The 16289-nt window shown below is 70.6% G+C and carries 18 protein-coding genes; 11 read left to right on the top strand and 7 right to left on the bottom strand.

The window, feature by feature from the left end; translation table 11 throughout:
• Positions 1-199 precede the first annotated feature (199 nt).
• The 3 genes from ACZ7P3_RS16375 to moaA all read left to right on the top strand — a co-directional run bounded on the left by ACZ7P3_RS16375 (position 200) and on the right by moaA (position 3323).
• The gene (locus tag ACZ7P3_RS16375; protein ID WP_472082082.1) at positions 200-556 is read left to right on the top strand and encodes a DUF485 domain-containing protein; all 357 of its coding nucleotides are present in this window, start codon (positions 200-202) and stop codon (positions 554-556) included.
• Entirely contained in the window at positions 553-2178 is a 1626-nt protein-coding gene (locus tag ACZ7P3_RS16370) for a solute symporter family protein (RefSeq protein WP_472082080.1), read from the top strand. Before ACZ7P3_RS16375 ends, ACZ7P3_RS16370 begins: the two co-directional genes overlap by 4 nt.
• Before the next feature lie 155 nt (positions 2179-2333).
• The gene (gene moaA / locus ACZ7P3_RS16365) at positions 2334-3323 is read left to right on the top strand and encodes a GTP 3',8-cyclase MoaA (RefSeq protein ID WP_472082078.1); all 990 of its coding nucleotides are present in this window, start codon (positions 2334-2336) and stop codon (positions 3321-3323) included.
• On the opposite strand, the gene ACZ7P3_RS16360 is transcribed toward moaA, so the two are convergent.
• A complete protein-coding gene (locus ACZ7P3_RS16360; RefSeq protein WP_472082076.1) occupies positions 3306-3524 on the bottom strand; it encodes a hypothetical protein in 219 nt (72 codons plus the stop codon). The two genes, moaA and ACZ7P3_RS16360, sit on opposite strands and share 18 nt — an antisense overlap.
• A gap of 216 nt (positions 3525-3740) precedes the next feature.
• Positions 3741-4139, bottom strand: coding sequence for a DUF3099 domain-containing protein (locus tag ACZ7P3_RS16355; protein ID WP_472082074.1), 399 nt, complete (start codon positions 4137-4139; stop codon positions 3741-3743).
• A gap of 246 nt (positions 4140-4385) precedes the next feature.
• On the opposite strand from ACZ7P3_RS16355, the gene ACZ7P3_RS16350 reads away from it, so the two are divergent.
• Entirely contained in the window at positions 4386-4664 is a 279-nt protein-coding gene (locus tag ACZ7P3_RS16350) for a GlsB/YeaQ/YmgE family stress response membrane protein (RefSeq protein WP_472082961.1), read from the top strand.
• A 143-nt stretch (positions 4665-4807) separates the two neighbouring features.
• Here the strand turns inward: ACZ7P3_RS16350 and tyrS are convergent, their stop codons facing one another.
• From tyrS to ACZ7P3_RS16335, 3 genes are read right to left on the bottom strand one after another with little or no spacing between them, the layout of a single operon-like run.
• Positions 4808-6076, bottom strand: a complete 1269-nt coding sequence (tyrS, locus tag ACZ7P3_RS16345) for a tyrosine--tRNA ligase (protein ID WP_472082072.1) — start codon at positions 6074-6076, stop codon at positions 4808-4810.
• 56 nt (positions 6077-6132) lie between these two features.
• Entirely contained in the window at positions 6133-7536 is a 1404-nt protein-coding gene (locus tag ACZ7P3_RS16340) for a metallopeptidase TldD-related protein (protein WP_472082070.1), read from the bottom strand.
• The gene (locus tag ACZ7P3_RS16335; RefSeq protein WP_472082068.1) at positions 7533-9095 is read right to left on the bottom strand and encodes a TldD/PmbA family protein; all 1563 of its coding nucleotides are present in this window, start codon (positions 9093-9095) and stop codon (positions 7533-7535) included. Before ACZ7P3_RS16335 ends, ACZ7P3_RS16340 begins: the two co-directional genes overlap by 4 nt.
• 209 nt (positions 9096-9304) lie before the next feature.
• Here ACZ7P3_RS16335 and fabG point away from each other — a divergent pair, with 209 nt between their 5' ends.
• From fabG to ACZ7P3_RS16320, 3 genes are all read left to right on the top strand, one after another.
• Positions 9305-10024: a 3-oxoacyl-[acyl-carrier-protein] reductase gene (gene fabG, locus ACZ7P3_RS16330; RefSeq protein WP_472082066.1), complete on the top strand. Its 720-nt coding sequence runs from the start codon at positions 9305-9307 to the stop codon at positions 10022-10024.
• A gap of 5 nt (positions 10025-10029) precedes the next feature.
• Complete coding sequence (gene fabI / locus ACZ7P3_RS16325) at positions 10030-10797, top strand: enoyl-ACP reductase FabI (RefSeq protein WP_472082064.1); 768 nt, start codon at positions 10030-10032, stop codon at positions 10795-10797.
• A 158-nt stretch (positions 10798-10955) separates the two neighbouring features.
• On the top strand, positions 10956-11306 hold the full coding sequence (locus ACZ7P3_RS16320; protein WP_472082062.1) for a hypothetical protein: 351 nt from the start codon (positions 10956-10958) through the stop codon (positions 11304-11306).
• On the opposite strand, the gene ACZ7P3_RS16315 is transcribed toward ACZ7P3_RS16320, so the two are convergent.
• A complete protein-coding gene (locus tag ACZ7P3_RS16315; protein WP_472082060.1) occupies positions 11284-11976 on the bottom strand; it encodes a FadR/GntR family transcriptional regulator in 693 nt (230 codons plus the stop codon). The two genes, ACZ7P3_RS16320 and ACZ7P3_RS16315, sit on opposite strands and share 23 nt — an antisense overlap.
• Positions 11977-12058: 82 nt before the next feature.
• On the opposite strand from ACZ7P3_RS16315, the gene ACZ7P3_RS16310 reads away from it, so the two are divergent.
• From ACZ7P3_RS16310 to ACZ7P3_RS16295, 4 genes are all read left to right on the top strand, one after another.
• A complete protein-coding gene (locus ACZ7P3_RS16310) occupies positions 12059-13429 on the top strand; it encodes a CynX/NimT family MFS transporter (RefSeq protein ID WP_472082058.1) in 1371 nt (456 codons plus the stop codon).
• 256 nt (positions 13430-13685) lie between these two features.
• Entirely contained in the window at positions 13686-13805 is a 120-nt protein-coding gene (locus ACZ7P3_RS16305) for an SGM_5486 family transporter-associated protein (protein ID WP_472082056.1), read from the top strand.
• Positions 13806-13982: 177 nt separating this feature from the next.
• A complete protein-coding gene (locus ACZ7P3_RS16300) occupies positions 13983-14189 on the top strand; it encodes a hypothetical protein (RefSeq protein WP_472082054.1) in 207 nt (68 codons plus the stop codon).
• Between the two features lie 79 nt (positions 14190-14268).
• The gene (locus tag ACZ7P3_RS16295; protein ID WP_472082052.1) at positions 14269-14787 is read left to right on the top strand and encodes a SixA phosphatase family protein; all 519 of its coding nucleotides are present in this window, start codon (positions 14269-14271) and stop codon (positions 14785-14787) included.
• Between the two features lie 82 nt (positions 14788-14869).
• Here ACZ7P3_RS16295 and serB read toward each other — a convergent pair whose 3' ends face one another.
• On the bottom strand, positions 14870-16078 hold the full coding sequence (gene serB, locus ACZ7P3_RS16290) for a phosphoserine phosphatase SerB (RefSeq protein WP_472082050.1): 1209 nt from the start codon (positions 16076-16078) through the stop codon (positions 14870-14872).
• Positions 16079-16289 lie beyond the last annotated feature (211 nt).

Here is a 16289-nt window from a genome sequence, read left to right as displayed (position 1 = left end):
CTATCCCCACGGGCTGATCTCCGAAAGAGCCCGGTGGACTTGAACCGCTCCGCGCGTGGCGCCGTGACCGTGGACGGAGGGCCCAGCAGGATCGTGCCCCCGGGAGCATCACTACGAGGAGTCGGCCAGTGACACCCGGTAACGTGATCTCCGTCCCTGTGAGGTCCGAAAGCGCAAGCCCGCAACGCGAGGAGACTCCGTGGCTACCGAGACACCGCCGCCGGCGAAACCCCAGGCCCACCTCCCCTCCACCGAGGAGTTCACCGAGGTGCAGCAGAGCGCGGAGTTCGGTGAACTGCGCCGCGCCCACCGCAACTTCGCCTTTCCCCTGACGGTCGCCTTCATCGCCTGGTACCTGCTGTACGTCCTGCTCTCCAGCTACGCGGACGACTTCATGGGCACCAAGGTGGCCGGCAACGTCAACGTGGCCCTCGTCCTGGGCCTCGCCCAGTTCCTCACCACGTTCCTCATCGCCTGGTGGTACGCACGGCACGCCGCCGCCAAGCTCGACCCCAGGGCCGAGGCCATCAAGTCCCGGATGGAGGGCGGAGCATGAGCCCCGCACAGCACACCCTGCTCGCCGCCGGCGAGGCCAGTCAGCACCGGACACTGATCGTCACCCTGTTCGCGGTGTTCGTCGTCGCGACCCTCGTCATCACCGTCTGGGCGGGCCGGCAGACCAAGGACGCCGCCGACTTCTACGCCGGCGGACGCCAGTTCACCGGCTTCCAGAACGGCCTCGCCGTCTCCGGCGACTACATGTCCGCCGCGTCCTTCCTCGGTATCGCCGGCGCCATCGCCCTCTTCGGCTACGACGGCTTCCTCTACTCCATCGGCTTCCTGGTCGCCTGGCTCGTCGCCCTGCTCCTGGTCGCGGAGCCGCTGCGCAACTCCGGCCGCTACACCATGGGCGACGTGCTGGCCTACCGGATGCGCCAGCGGCCCGTCCGCACGGCCGCCGGCACCTCCACCATCGTCGTGTCGATCTTCTACCTGCTCGCCCAGATGGCCGGCGCGGGCGTGCTCGTGTCGCTGCTGCTGGGCATCACCAGCGACGGCGGCAAGATCGGCATCGTCGCCCTGGTCGGCCTGCTGATGATCGTCTACGTCACCATCGGCGGCATGAAGGGCACCACCTGGGTCCAGATGGTCAAGGCGGTGCTGTTGATCATCGGTGCCCTGCTGCTCACCTTCCTGGTGCTGCTGAAGTTCCACTTCAACATCTCGGACCTGCTCGGCAAGGCCGCCGACAACAGCGGAAAGGGCTCGGCGTTCCTGGAGCCCGGCCTGAAGTACGGCGCCACCGGCACCACCAAGCTGGACTTCATCTCGCTCGGCATCGCCCTGGTCCTCGGCACCGCCGGCCTGCCGCACATCCTGATCCGCTTCTACACGGTCCCGACGGCCAAGGCCGCCCGCAAGTCCGTGATCTGGGCGATCGGCCTGATCGGCGCCTTCTACCTGATGACCCTCGCCCTCGGCTTCGGCGCGGCCGCGCTGATCAAACCGGACGAGATCATCGCTTCCAACAAGGCGGGCAACACCGCCGCACCCCTGCTCGCCCTGCACCTGGGCGGAGTGGACTCCAACTGGGGCGCGGTCCTGCTGGCCACGATCTCCGCGGTCGCCTTCGCCACGATCCTCGCGGTCGTCGCGGGCCTGACCCTGGCCTCGTCCTCCTCCTTCGCCCACGACATCTACGCCAACGTCATCAAGAAGGGGCAGGCCACCGAGAAGCAGGAGATCAACGCGGCCCGCTACGCGACCGTCGGCATCGGCGCCGTCTCGATCGTCCTCGGCGCCCTGTCCCGCGACCTGAACGTGGCCGGGCTCGTCGCCCTCGCCTTCGCGGTCGCCGCCTCCGCCAACCTGCCGACCATCCTCTACAGCCTGTTCTGGAAGCGGTTCACCACCGCGGGCGCCCTGTGGTCGATCTACGGAGGCCTGGTCACCGCGGTCGGCCTGGTGCTGTTCTCGCCGGTGGTGTCCGGCAAGCCGACCTCGATGTTCCCCGACGTCGACTTCCACTGGTTCCCGCTGGAGAACCCGGGCATCATCTCGATCCCGGTCGGCTTCCTCCTGGGCGCCGTGGGCACCCTGCTCTCCAAGGAGGCCCCGGACGCCGGCAAGTACGCCGAGCTGGAGGTGCGGTCCCTGACCGGGACGGGAGCGCACTGAGATTCGTACGGACGGCCGCGTCGTTCAGGATCGTACGGTCCTACGACGCGGCCGCGTCATACCTCGTGGGATCGGGTTGCTGTCGTTGTCACCGGCCTCACGTAGGCTCGCAGACAACAGAAGACATGTGCTCCGGATCGAGGGAGGGGGCCCACGTGCTCATCGACACCTACGGCCGAGTGGCCACCGACCTGAGGGTCTCGCTGACCGATCGGTGCAATCTGCGCTGTACGTACTGCATGCCCGAGGAGGGCCTGCAGTGGCTGGCCAAGCCCGACCTGCTCACCGACGACGAGATCGTCCGTCTGATCGACATCGCGGTGCGCCTGCTCGGCATCGAGGAGGTCCGCTTCACCGGCGGCGAGCCCCTGCTGCGCCCCGGTCTGGTCGGCATCGTCGAGCGCGTCGCAGCCCTGGCCCCCCGCCCCCGGACCTCCCTCACGACCAACGGCATCGGCCTCAAGCGCACCGCGGCCGCCCTGAAGGCGGCGGGCCTGGACCGGGTCAATGTCTCCCTGGACACCCTCCGCCCCGAGGTCTTCAAGACCCTCACCCGCCGTGACCGTCACAAGGACGTCATCGAGGGCCTTTCCGCCGCCCGCGAGGCGGGCCTCACCCCGGTCAAGGTCAACACCGTCCTGATGCCGGGACTGAACGACGACGAGGCCCCCGACCTGCTGGCCTGGGCGCTGGAGCACGAGTACGAACTGCGCTTCATCGAGCAGATGCCCCTCGACGCCCAGCACGGCTGGAAGCGCGAGGGCATGGTCACCGCCGGGGACATCCTGGCCTCCCTGCGCACCCGCTTCGACCTCACCCCCGAGGGCGCGGACGAGCGCGGCTCTGCGCCGGCGGAGCGCTGGCTGGTGAACGGCGGCCCGCAGCGGGTCGGCGTGATCGCCTCGGTCACCCGCCCGTTCTGCGCGGCCTGCGACCGCACCCGCCTCACTGCCGACGGCCAGATACGAACCTGCCTGTTCGCCACGGAGGAGACCGACCTCCGGGCAGCCCTGCGCTCCGGGGCCCCCGACGAGGAGATCGCCCGCATCTGGCGCCTGGCGATGTGGGGCAAGAAGGCGGGAGCGGGTCTGGACGACCCGTCGTTCGTGCAGCCGGACCGCCCGATGTCAGCGATCGGCGGCTGAGTCCTCCCACTCCGTCAGCAGCACGACGTCCTTCAGGAACCCCCGGACCCCGAGGAACTGCGAGAGATGCTCGCGGTGTTCCTCACAGGCCAGCCATGTCTTGCGCCGCTCCGGAGTGTGGATCTTCGGGTTGTTCCACGCCAGTACCCACACGGCATCGGCGCGGCAACCCTTGGCGGAACAGATGGGCGTCTCACTCACAGGTTCGTCTCACAAAAACGGGTGCAAACAAGGCGACGCCGAGCAGCCACGGGGGGAGCTGCCCGGCGTCGGTCCGTCGCTCCGACGGGGGATGCGGAGCGCGTACGCAGTATGTCACGGGTGGCCCGTCGCCCGGCACTGGAACTGCATGATTGATCTGAGCTTTTCTTGAGCTTGACGCCCGGCCGTCGACCGGCCTTTTCGCGTCCGCGGTGGTCAGGCCCCGTTGGGTCGCTCACCTTGCGTTCTCGCCGTCGGATCCGGTGGCACATCCTCCGCAACCGATTCCGCCTGCGCGGCCTCTTCCTCGGTCCGCGGCGGCGCGATCATCGGCCGCGTCGGTGCGATGACAAAGGTCGAGGGAAGGGAGGGCGGCCGCTCCCGGCCCGCGTTCGCGATCACCACGGCGACATAGGGGAGGAGCGCACCGAGCACCAGCGCCACGACGGCGACGTACCGCTCGACGTTCCACAGCGTGGCCGCGAGGATCACCGAGGCGGTGCGGATCGTCATCGAGATGACGTACCGCCGCTGCCGGCCCCGTACGTCCTCGGCCAGTCCCGTCCGGGCGCCGGTGATCCGGAACACCTCGACGCCGCCGCGCTGCTTCCGCATCACATTCCACCATCCGCCCGCATCGGACTCTCCCCGGCCCGCACCTTGGTCGCCCGCATCCGGCGAACCGGACCGGAACCCCTCTTACGGTACGCCGCCGCCTCGCCGCCCACGAGACCGGGTCGCCCCCCTGCCTGCGCGAACGCCATCGGCCCTGACGCGTACGGGGGAACCCGACATGCGCCGTACGGCGGACGGACCCAGACTTGCCGTGTGGCTCATGTCGAGCCGTACGAGGAGGCAGCCATGGGCTGGTTGTGGGCGATCATCGTGGGCTTCGTGCTGGGCCTGATCGCGAAGGCCGTCATCCCGGGCAAGCAGCACAGCCCCCTGTGGCTGACGACCATCTGCGGCATCCTGGGCGCCATCGCGGGCAATGCCATCGCCCGCGCCCTCGGCGTCGGGGAGACGCGCGGCATCGACTGGAGCCGCCATGCCTTCCAGCTCATCGCCGCGATCATCATCGTCTTCGCGGTGGACATGCTCTACATGGCGACGCTTGGCAAGAAGAAACAACGAGTCTGAGCCGGAGCACACCAAAGGGGCGCGGGGAACGGCGCGAGACCGACCATGGCACAACCCACAGCCTGCCCGCACACACCCCGCGCCCCACGGCGCTACGCGAAAACGAGCGCTACGCAGAGACGAGCACCACGCGGCAACGCGCACTACGCAGAGACGACCTCCACGGCGGCGAGATTCTTCTTCCCGCGCCGAAGCACCAGCCACCGCCCCTGCAGCAGGTCCTCCTTGGAAGGCACCGCGTCCTCCGCGGTGACCTTCGCGTTGTTCACGTAGGCCCCGCCCTCCTTCACGGTCCGCCGCGCCGCGGACTTGCTGGCCACCAGACCGACCTCAGCGAACAGGTCGACCACCGGGCCCAGCTCGGCGACCTGGATGTGCGGCACCTCGGACAGCGCCGCGGCCAGCGTCCGCTCGTCCAGCTCCGCCAGCTCGCCCTGGCCGAACAGGGCCTTGGACGCGGCGATCACGGCGGCCGTCTGGCCGGCGCCGTGCACCAGCGTCGTCAGCTCCTCGGCGAGCGCCCGCTGCGCGGCACGGGCCTGCGGCCGCTCCTCGGTCTGCTTCTCCAGCTCCTCCAGCTCCTCGCGGGACTTGAAGGACAGGATCCGCATGTACTTCGAGATGTCCCGGTCGTCCACGTTCAGCCAGAACTGGTAGAACGCGTACGGCGTCGTCATCTCCGGGTCGAGCCAGACGGCGCCGCCCTCGGTCTTGCCGAACTTGGTGCCGTCCGCCTTGGTCATCAGCGGGGTCGCCAGGGCGTGCGCCTCGGCGTCCGGCTCCAGCCGGTGAATCAGGTCGAGACCGGCCGTGAGGTTGCCCCACTGGTCGCTGCCGCCCTGCTGGAGCGTGCAGCCGTACCGCCGGTACAGCTGCAGGAAGTCCATGCCCTGCAGGATCTGGTAGCTGAACTCCGTGTAGCTGATGCCCTGGTCGGACTCCAGGCGACGGGCCACGGAGTCCTTCGTCAGCATCTTGTTGACGCGGAAGTGCTTGCCGATGTCCCGCAGGAACTCGATCGCGGAGAGGTTCGCGGTCCAGTCGAGGTTGTTCACCATGACCGCCGCGTTCTCGCCCTCGAAGGACAGGAACGGCTCGATCTGGGCGCGCAGCCTGCCCACCCAGCCGGCCACCGTCTCCGGGTCGTTCAGCGTGCGCTCGGCGGTCGGGCGCGGGTCACCGATCAGGCCCGTCGCGCCGCCGACCAGCGCCAGCGGCCGGTGCCCGGCCTGCTGGAGCCGGCGCACGGTGAGCACCTGGACCAGATGCCCCACGTGCAGGGACGGCGCCGTCGGGTCGAAACCGCAATAGAACGTGACGGGACCGTCCGCGAGCGCCTTGCGCAAAGCGTCCTCGTCGGTGGACAGGGCGAACAGCCCGCGCCACTTCAGCTCGTCGACGATGTCCGTCACGGTTCTCGTGTCTCCTCGGTGGTCTTCGGGCAGTCGGGTGACAGCCGACTACGAGGTTATACGCCCTGGCTGACAGAGCTCATGTTGAAATCGGGGATCCGCAGCGCGGGCATCGCGGCCCGGGTGAACCAGTCGCTCCACTCGCGCGGCAGCGTCTTCTCCGTACGCCCGGCCTCGGAGGCCCGGCCCAGCAGGTCCACCGGCGACTCGTTGAACCGGAAGTTGTTCACCTGTCCGGTCACCTCGCCGTTCTCCACGAGGTACACGCCGTCCCGGGTCAGGCCGGTGAGCAGCAGCGTCGCCGGGTCGACCTCGCGGATGTACCACAGGCAGGTCAGCAGCAGCCCGCGCCCGGTGGCCGCGACCATCTCCTCCAGGGAGCGGTCCTGCCCGCCGTCCAGGATCAGGTTCCCGCCCGCCGGGGCGACGGGCAGCCCGGTCAGGTCCGCACTGTGCCGGGTGGTGGTGAGGTGCTTCAGCTCGCCCTCGCCCACCCACTCGGTGGCGTGCACCGGCAGCCCGTTGTCGAACACGGACTGGTCGCCGCCGGAGGAGTGGGCGACCACGAAGGGCGCGCACTCCAGGCCCGGCTCGTTCGGGTCGCTGCGCAGCGTCAGGGGCAGCTCGGCCAGCGTCTCGCCGACGCGGGTGCCGCCGCGCGGCTTGGAGAACACCGTCCGGCCCTCGACCGCGTCCCGCCCCGAGGCCGACCACAGCTGGTAGATCAGCAGGTCGGCCACCGCGGTCGGCGGCAGCAGCGTCTCGTACCGGCCGGCGGGCAGCTCCACGCGCCGCTCGGCCCAGCCGAGCCGAACGGCCAGTTCGGCGTCCAGGGCACCCGGATCGACGTCCTTGAAGTCCCGCGTGGAGCGGCCCGCCCACGCCGAGCGTGTGCGGTCCGGGGACTTGGCGTTCAGCTCCAGCGTGCCGGTGGGCTGGTCGTGCCGCAGTCGCAGGCCCGTGGACGTGCCCAGGTACGTCGACACCATTTCGTGGTTGGCGAAGCCGTACAGCTCACGGCCGCCGGCACGCGCGCGTGCGAAGGCCTCGCCGAGCGCCGGGGCGAAGTCCGCGAAGACGGCCGAGGAGGTCTCGGCGGGCGCGTCCGTGAAGTCCGGCGCCTGAGGGACGCCGCTGACCAGCGGCTGGGCGTCCTCGGCGGGCCCGGCCCCGTGCGCGGCGGCCTCGGCGGCCCGCACCAGCGGCTCCAGCTCCTCGGCCGTCACCGCCGACCGCGACACGACCCCGGAGGCCGTGCCCTCCTTGCCGTCCACGGTCGCGATCACCGTGAGGGTACGGCCGCGGGTGACACCGTTGGTGGTGAGGGCGTTGCCCGCCCAGCGCAGATTGGCGGTCGACTCCTCCTCGGCGATGACGACGCAGCCGTCCGCGCGGGACAGCGCGAGCGCCTGCTCGACGACCTCGTGCGGCTTGTTCGCCTTGCTGCTGGGCGCGCTCATCGACCGGCCTCCTGGGTGGTGTTCAGAATGTTGACGCCCTTGAAGAGGGCGGAGGGGCATCCGTGGGACACGGCGGCGACCTGGCCCGGCTGGGCCTTGCCGCAGTTGAAGGCACCGCCCAGGACATAGGTCCCCGGACCGCCCACGGCCGCCATCGAGCCCCAGAAGTCGGTGGTCGTGGCCTGGTAGGCGACGTCCTTCAGCTGCCCGGTGATCCGCCCGTTCTCGATCCTGAAGAAGCGCTGCCCGGTGAACTGGAAGTTGTACCGCTGCATGTCGATCGACCAGGACCGGTCGCCGACGACGTAGATGCCCCGGTCGACGCCCCCGATCAGGTCCTCGGTGGCCAGCCCGGCAGGATCCGGCTGCAGGGACACATTGGCCATGCGCTGCACCGGCACATGACCGGGGGAGTCGGCGAACGCGCACCCGTTGGACCGGTCGAACCCGGTCAGCTTCGCGATCCTGCGGTCCAGCTGGTAGCCGACGAGCGTGCCGTCCTTCACCAGGTCCCAGGACTGCGCCTGGACGCCCTCGTCGTCGTACCCGACGGTCGCGAGGCCGTGCTCGGCGGTGCGGTCGCCGGTGACGTTCATCAGCTCCGAGCCGTACTTCAGCTTGCCCAGCTGGTCGAAGGTGGCGAAGGAGGTGCCGGCGTAGGCGGCCTCGTAGCCGAGGGCGCGGTCCAGCTCGGTGGCGTGCCCGATGGACTCGTGGATGGTCAGCCACAGGTTGGACGGGTCGACCACCAGGTCGTACAGGCCCGGCTCCACGCTCGGCGCGCGCATCTTCTCGGCCAGCAGCTCCGGGATCCGCGCCAGCTCGTCGTCCCAGTCCCAGCCGGTGCCGGTCAGGTACTCCCAGCCGCGCCCGACGGGCGGCGCGATGGTCCGCATCGAGTCGAACTCGCCGCTCGACTCGTCCACCGACACGGCCGTCAGCTGCGGATGCAGCCGCACCCGCTGCTGTGTGGTCACGGTGCCCGCGGTGTCCGCGTAGAACTTGTTCTCGTGCACGGTGAGCAGCGAGGCGTCCACGTGGTTCACGCAGTCCGCCGCCAGCAGCCGCGCGCTCCACTCCGCCAGCAGCGCGCTTTTCTCCTCGTCGGGCACCGAGAAGGGGTCGATCTCGTACGACGAGATCCACGTCTTCTCGGCGTGCACCGGCTCACCGGCCAGCTCCACCCGCTCGTCCGACCCGGCGGCCTTGATCACCTGCGCGGAGAGCTTCGCCATCGCCACCGCCTGCGAGGCGACCTTGGCCGCCGCGTCCAGGGTCAGGTCCACGCCGGACGCGAAGCCCCACGTACCGCCGTGCACGACCCGGACCGCGTACCCGAGGTCGGTGACGTCCGACGAGCCCGCGGGCTTGGCGTCCCTGAGCCGCCAGGACGCGCTGCGCACCCGCTCGAACCGGAAGTCCGCATGCGCTGCCCCGAGCGCACGCGCGCGTGCGAGCGCGGCGTCCGCGAGGGCCCTGAGCGGAAGCGCTGTGAAGGCTTCGTCGATGGAATGAGGCACGGAGGTCTCCCTGCTGTCGTCGCCTGTCGGTCCGATCATGTCGCGGGAGTGGCCCGGCGGACCACAGGTTTCGGTCCCCCGGCGGGTGCTTTCTGTAGGGATCCGACAGGGACGGCCGTGCGCCACTGTCGGTGCCCGCTTGCCCACGGAAGCGGCGCGACCGATAGGTTTTCGATGAAGCCGCCTGCCATCAAGGTGTCCGGGCGGGTTGTCGGACCGCATCAGACCGCTATCGAAAGGGTGATCCGTTGAGCCGCTCGGTTCTCGTCACCGGAGGCAACCGGGGCATCGGCCTCGCCATCGCCCGCGCATTCGCCGACGCCGGCGACAAGGTCGCGATCACATACCGCTCGGGAGAGCCGCCGGCCGCCCTGACCGAAGCGGGCTGCCTCGCCGTCAAGTGCGACATCACCGACCCCGAGCAGGTGGAGCAGGCCTACAAGGAGATCGAGGCCGAGCACGGACCGGTCGAGGTCCTGGTCGCCAACGCCGGCATCACCAAGGACCAGCTCCTGATGCGCATGTCCGAGGAGGACTTCACCTCGGTCATCGACACCAACCTCACGGGCACCTACCGCGTGGTCAAGCGGGCCAACCGCGGCATGCTGCGCGCCAAGAAGGGCCGTGTCGTGCTCATCTCGTCCGTCGTCGGACTGTACGGTGGCCCCGGCCAGGCGAACTACGCCGCCTCCAAGGCCGGTCTCGTGGGCTTCGCGCGCTCCCTCGCCCGTGAGCTGGGCTCGCGCAACATCACCTTCAACGTCGTCGCGCCCGGCTTCGTCGACACCGACATGACCAAGGCGCTCACCGAGCAGCAGCGCGAGACCATCGTGTCGCAGGTGCCGCTCGGCCGGTACGCGCAGCCGGAGGAGATCGCCGCGACGGTGCGGTTCCTCGCCTCGGACGACGCCTCGTACATCACTGGAGCCGTCATCCCCGTTGACGGCGGACTGGGAATGGGTCACTGATCACCATGAGCGGAATCCTCGAGGGCAAGCGCATCCTGATCACGGGTGTGCTGATGGAGTCCTCCATCGCCTTCCACGTCGCCAAGCTGGCCCAGGAACAGGGCGCCGAGATCATCCTGACCGCGTTCCCGCGGCCCACGCTGACCGAGCGCATCGCCAAGAAGCTGCCGAAGCCGACCAAGGTCATCGAGCTGGACGTCACGAACGAGGAGCACCTCGCGCGTCTGGCCGACGTCGTCGGCGAGGAGCTGGGCGGCCTCGACGGCATCGTCCACTCCATCGGCTTCGCCCCGCAGGACGCGCTCGGCGGCAACTTCCTCAACACGCCGTTCGAGTCGGTCTCCACGGCCATGCACGTCTCGGCCTTCTCCCTGAAGTCGCTGACCATGGCCTGCCTGCCGCTGATGCAGAACGGCGGCTCGGTCGTCGGCCTCACCTTCGACGCCTCGTTCGCCTGGCCGCAGTACGACTGGATGGGCCCGGCCAAGGCCGCCCTGGAGGCCACCAGCCGCTACATGGCGCGCGACCTGGGCAAGCAGAACATCCGCTGCAACCTGGTCTCGGCGGGCCCGATCGGCTCCATGGCCGCCAAGTCCATCCCGGGCTTCAGCGAGCTCGCCTCCGTGTGGGACAACCGCTCCCCGCTGGAGTGGGACCTCAAGGACCCGGAGCCGGCCGGCAAGGGCGTCGTCGCCCTGCTGAGCGACTGGTTCCCGAAGACCACCGGCGAGATCGTCCACGTCGACGGCGGTCTGCACGCCATCGGCGCATGATCCCCGTCTGACGCCGGCGCCCCGTTCCCCGCAGCTGCGGGGGCGGGGCGTCACTCGTTCGGCGTACCAGGCCGGGCGGGGCCGGGCGGCAACGGCGCACTCTGGATTACGCGTTCACCTCGCGCATCCCTCCGCAGCCCGGCCCAGGAGGTCCTTTTGTGCGCCTGTCCCGCAGCCTGGCCCCGGTGACCGTGGCCGCAGCCCTCGTGCTCTCCCTGCCGTACGACGCGATGTCCCACGCGCGCGTGGGCGACGGCAAGCCGCCCGCGCCGAGCCTGTTCGGCGCCACCTGCCGTACGGCCGTGCACGGCTCCCAGGTGGTGGCCTACTGCCACAATCCCTACGTCGACGTCGACCGGGTGCGCCTGCACATCGAGTGCGCCCGCTGGTGGGACATCGACACCGACAGCGCCCCGGTGGACACGGATCCCGCCATGACCGTACGGCTCACCGGCCGGTGCTGGCGCAGCGTCCAGTCGGTGTGGATCAGCCACCAGAAGAAGCGCTGAACCGGCCCGGCCGGCACAGGAACGGATAGCTCGCGGCCTCCGTGGCCGCCGCCTCCGCGTCGCCCGCGCGGATCGCGTCCACCAGCCGGGCATGGTCCATGTACGTCTCCGGCGTCAGCTCGGCGCCCACGTCCGCGCGCAGCCAGTCCCGCAGCACTTCGCCCAGGTCGGCGTACATCGCCGTCATGACGTCGTTGTGCGAGGCGGCCACCACGGCCAGGTGGAAGGTCGCGTCGACGGTCACGAAGGCCTCGGCCTCGCCGGCCTCCCAGGCCTGCTCGCGGCGCACCAGGAGCGCGTCCAGCTGCTTGAGGTCCTTCTCGGTGCGCCGCTCGGCGGCCAGCTTCGCCGCCGCCGACTCCAGGGCGGCACGCAGCTCGGCGATGTGCCGGGGGTCCGCGCCGGCGAACCGGCGGTGCATCACGCCGGCCAGCTCGCTCGTCGCCGCGACATAGGTCCCCGAGCCCTGGCGGATGTCCAGCAGACCGTTGTGGGCGAGCGCGCGGACGGCCTCGCGGACGGTGTTGCGGGCGACCCCGAGCTGCTCGACCAGTTCCGGCTCGGTCGGGATGCGCGAGCCGACCGGCCACTCGCCGGAGGCGATCTGACTGCGCAGCGCGGCGATGACCTGCTCGGACAGCGCCGAACGACGCGGGTGGCTCAAGGGCATGGCACACCTTCGCACGAGGAGCCCGGGCGGCGGCGTCCCGGGAGTGGACAACCAATCATCCCATGATTCTATGATGGGCCACATGGCTAGTGAGGAAACCCGGACCGCGGAAACCCGGACCGCCGAGACCCGGACCGTCGAAACCCGCACGGAGACGTCTTCGACCGAGAGGCCGTCCGCCGGACGCGGTACGACCGTGGCGGCGGGCCCGCGTGAGACCCCGCCCACGCGCGCGTGGGCGACCCGTCTGGTAGTCGTCGGCATCGTGCTGTCCGCGCTGAACCTCCGCCCGGCCATCACCAGCCTCGGCGCGCTCCTGGAGGAGGTCCGCGACGGACTCGGCATGAGCGGCAGCGTGGCCGGGCTGCTGACCTCCGTGCCCCCGCTCTGCTTCGCCGTCTTCGGCGTCATGGCGCCCCGCCTGGCCCGCCGCTTCGGGCCGGGCGCCGTGGTGTGCGCCGGCATGGCCGCCATCACCGCCGGCCTGCTGATACGGCCGTACACCGGGAGCACGGCCGGCTTCCTGGCCGCGAGCGCACTCGCCCTCATGGGCATCGCCGTCAGCAACGTGCTGATGCCGGTCATCGTCAAGCGGTGGTTCCCCGACCGGGTCGGCTCCATGACCGGCCTGTACTCCATGGCCCTCGCCCTCGGCACCTCCCTCGCCGCCGCGGTGACCGTGCCCCTGACCGACGCCCTGGGCGGCCACTGGCAGTCCGGGCTCACCGTGTGGGCAGGGCTCGCGGCCGCCGCCGTACTGCCCTGGCTGCCGCTGGTCCGCGAGCGGGGCGCCGCCCCTGACCGGCAGCCGGCGGACACGCCCAGGGAGCGGTCGCGGGAGGCCGGCGAGCGGCGGGAGCAGGCCCCGCTGCGCATCACCCGGAGCCGCACGGCCTGGGCGCTCGCCGTCTTCTTCGGGCTCCAGGCCACCGCCGCCTACATCACGATGGGCTGGATGGCGCAGATCTTCCGGGACGCCGGTGTTCCGGCCGGCACGGCCGGCCTGCTCCTCGCCGTCACCATGGTGATGGGCGTGCCGCTGGCCTTCGTCATCCCGCGCCTCGCCACCCGGCTGCCCCACCAAGGGCCGATCGCGCTGGTCCTCGGCGTCTGCGGCCTCGCGGGCTATGCCGGCCTGTACTTCGCACCGGCCGGCGGCGCCTGGGCCTGGGCCCTGCTGCTCGGCATCTCCAACTGCGCCTTCCCGCTGGCGCTGACGATGGTCGGTATGCGCGCGAGGACCGGCCCGGGCGTGGTCCAGCTGTCCGCGTTCGCACAGAGCACCGGCTATCTGATCTCCATCCCCGGCCCGCTGCTGGTCGGCGTGCTCTACCAGCAGAGCGGCGGCTGGGGGCTGCCGATCGCCCTCATGGCCGGCCTGATGCTGCCCCAGATGGCGGTGGGTTTCCTGGCAGGCCGCAACCGAACGGTGGAGGACGAGGCAGCAGGCTAGCCCGCCTCCCGGGCCGATCCGCGGGGCAGTCCCCGTCACCGTCGATCCGCGGGGCAGCCCCCCGCCACCGTCGATCCGCCGGGCGGTCCCCCCGGCGGCCGTGCCGGCCGGTTACCCCGGCCGATCCGCAGGCCCTGCGCCCGCCGGGTCCCCCGGGGGGCATGCGCCGGTCCGCGGCCCCGCGAGGTGCCTACCGCCTGTCCTCCGAACGGCCCCCCGCCGCTCCGTTCCGGACGAAGGGTGCGAGACTGGCCGCATGCAGCCTGTGCTCGAGCCGAACCCGAAGAACAGCCAGAAGAAGATGCTGCTCGTCTTCGGCACGTTCTTCGCCATCTTCGCCGTCATCGCCGTCATCGCGACGATCGCCTCGCCCTGACCTGCTCCGAGCCGCCCCGCACCTTCTCGGGGTGGGGCTAGCCCCCCATCCCCTAGGGGGCCAGGGTCAGGGTCAACTGGGTGGATGCCCGGATGGGTTGGCGGCCCGGTCCTCCGTAACTTCGAGATATGACCGCACCGGGCGGCCAGGACCACTCGAAGATCCACGGAGGCGACCATGCCGGCCCGCACCCACACCCGGCTCCACCCGGCGACCACGGGCAGCGTCGACCTGCGGCTGCCGTGGTGGGCGCTCGCCCTGCCCGCCCTCGCCTTCATCACACTGCTCGCCCTGATACTGAACCCGTCGGACGCCCACGCGGCGAGCGGCGACCCGGCGATCACGCACCTTTTCGAGCGCGTGCAGCAGCTCCTCGCGCGCTGACGCAGAGCCCCCTCACGCGGTGAATTTGCATGGTCAACTCCCTGCGCCAGGTGGCCTGTTTCATGCGAAGCTGGGTCACATGAGCGTCGCAGAACCCCGCAGGATCATCCTCTTCCGGCATGCGAAAGCCGACTGGCCCCAGGTGTCCGACCATGAGCGCCCGCTCGCCGAGCGGGGCCGCAAGGACGCTGCCGTCGCCGGGCGCAAGCTGGCCGACACCGGCATCACCTTCGACCTGGCCGTGTGCTCCACCGCCGTCCGGACCCGCGAGACCTGGAAGCTCGCCGTCCACGAACTCGCACACCGGCCGAAAACCATCTACGAGGAGCGGGTCTACGAAGCCTCGCCCGGCGAGCTGATCGCCGTGCTCAACGAGATCCCGGACGACGTGCAGAACGCGATCCTGATCGGCCACAACCCGGGCGTGCACGGCCTGGCCGACATCCTCGCGGGCCAGTCCACGGGCGAGGCCCGCGAGCGGATGAACCGCCGCGGTTTCCCCGCCGCCGCCTTCGCGCTGCTGTCCTTCGACGGCATCTGGAAGGGCCTGGAGCCGGGCGTGGCCACGCTGGCGGACTACTGGGCACCCTCCGAGTGACGGTACGCACGGCAGGAGGGCCCGGCACCGCAGCGGTGCCGGGCCCTCCTGCCGTGCATACGGCGAACGGCGCAGTGCCGGCTCAGCCCTCGTCGTGCGTGTCGGCCGCCTCGACCTCTTCACGGGTGATGCCCAGCAGATACAGGACGGTGTCCAGGAAGGGGAAGTTCACCGACGTGTGCGCGGCCTCGCGGACCACCGGCTTGGCGTTGAAGGCGACGCCGAGACCGGCTGCGTTCAGCATGTCGAGGTCATTGGCGCCGTCGCCGATCGCCACCGTCTGCGACAGCGGCACCCCGGCCTCCGCGGCGAACCGGCGCAGCAGCCGCGCCTTGCCCGCGCGGTCCACGATCTCGCCGGTGACCCGCCCGGTCAGCTTCCCGTCGACGATCTCCAGCGTGTTGGCCTGCGCGAAGTCCAGGCCCAGCCGCTCCTTCAGATCGTCAGTGACCTGCGTGAACCCGCCGGAGACGACCCCTACTTGGTAGCCGAGGCGCTTCAGGGTGCGGATGAGCGTGCGCGCGCCCGGCGTCAGCCGCACCTCGTTGCGCACCTTGTCCACCACCGATGCGTCCAGCCCCTGCAACAGCGCCACGCGTGCGTGCAGCGACTGCTCGAAGTCCAGCTCCCCGCGCATCGCCGCCGCCGTCACCTCGGCGACCTTGTCCTCGCAGCCGGCGTGCGCGGCGAACAGCTCGATGACCTCGTCCTGGATGAGCGTGGAGTCCACGTCCATGACCACCAGCCGCTGGGCGCGCCGGTGCAGGCCCGCCGAGACGACCGCGATGTCGACACCCAGTGCCGCCGCGTCGGTCGCCAGGGCCGTACGCAACGGCTCCGTCTCCACACCGGACACGGCGAACTCCACCGCCGTCACCGGGTACTTGGCAAGGCGGAAAATACGGTCGATGTTGCCGCCGGCCTTGGCGATCCGGGCCGCGACGGCGGCCGTGGACTCGGCGGTGAGGGGGTGACCGAGAACGGTCACCAGAGAGCGCCCGAGACCGCGCGGGCGGTTGTCGCCGTGCCCCGAGATGATCTCCGCCTGCATCTTCATCGACTCGGCCCAGCTGTGCACGGTCGCCCGCAGGTCGCCCTCCAGGCCGGCCGGCGGCTGGGTGACCAGCACGCACAGCACCAGTCGGCCCCGCGTGACGACCTGCTCGATGTCGACCACGTCGACGAGGTAGGCGGCGAGGGTGTCGAAGAGGCCGGCCGTGATGCCCGGCCTGTCCTTGCCGAAAATCTTGACGAGGAGAGTGGGGACCTCGGAGGTCTGCGAAGCGCTCATGGTGTCACCACCGTATCCGGCACCCAGTGCCTCTCGCCCCTGAGGTCCGCCTGACGGACACGGAACAATGGGTGTCCGGCCGATGTAGGGGATCTTGCCTCTCGGCGACGGCCCGTCGGTCCGGACCTGCGGCGCGGCCCGCCCCACCACGACTGTGCCACGGCGGCGCTTGCGGTGCGCGGGCCACGGTGGGGCCTGGGGTGCGTGGCCG

This window comes from Streptomyces sp. NPDC107581, from assembly GCF_055657175.1.
The sequence above is the reverse complement of the archived record's forward strand: the minus strand, read 5'-3'. Positions and strand labels throughout refer to the sequence as shown.

Excerpts from the sequence above, each read along its gene's own strand:
- ACZ7P3_RS16295 (WP_472082052.1), top strand. The coding sequence starts at position 14,269 with ATGAGCGTCGCAGAACCCCGCAGGATCATCCTCTTCCGGCATGCGAAA.
- fabI (WP_472082064.1), top strand. The coding sequence starts at position 10,030 with ATGAGCGGAATCCTCGAGGGCAAGCGCATCCTGATCACGGGTGTGCTG.
- ACZ7P3_RS16335 (WP_472082068.1), bottom strand. The coding sequence starts at position 9,095 with ATGATCGGACCGACAGGCGACGACAGCAGGGAGACCTCCGTGCCTCAT.
- ACZ7P3_RS16340 (WP_472082070.1), bottom strand. The coding sequence starts at position 7,536 with ATGAGCGCGCCCAGCAGCAAGGCGAACAAGCCGCACGAGGTCGTCGAG.
- ACZ7P3_RS16370 (WP_472082080.1), top strand. The coding sequence starts at position 553 with ATGAGCCCCGCACAGCACACCCTGCTCGCCGCCGGCGAGGCCAGTCAG.
- ACZ7P3_RS16315 (WP_472082060.1), bottom strand. The coding sequence starts at position 11,976 with ATGCCCTTGAGCCACCCGCGTCGTTCGGCGCTGTCCGAGCAGGTCATC.
- ACZ7P3_RS16355 (WP_472082074.1), bottom strand. The coding sequence starts at position 4,139 with ATGCGGAAGCAGCGCGGCGGCGTCGAGGTGTTCCGGATCACCGGCGCC.
- ACZ7P3_RS16310 (WP_472082058.1), top strand. The coding sequence starts at position 12,059 with ATGGCTAGTGAGGAAACCCGGACCGCGGAAACCCGGACCGCCGAGACC.
- ACZ7P3_RS16350 (WP_472082961.1), top strand. The coding sequence starts at position 4,386 with ATGGGCTGGTTGTGGGCGATCATCGTGGGCTTCGTGCTGGGCCTGATC.
- ACZ7P3_RS16300 (WP_472082054.1), top strand. The coding sequence starts at position 13,983 with ATGCCGGCCCGCACCCACACCCGGCTCCACCCGGCGACCACGGGCAGC.
- ACZ7P3_RS16305 (WP_472082056.1), top strand. The coding sequence starts at position 13,686 with ATGCAGCCTGTGCTCGAGCCGAACCCGAAGAACAGCCAGAAGAAGATG.
- serB (WP_472082050.1), bottom strand. The coding sequence starts at position 16,078 with ATGAGCGCTTCGCAGACCTCCGAGGTCCCCACTCTCCTCGTCAAGATT.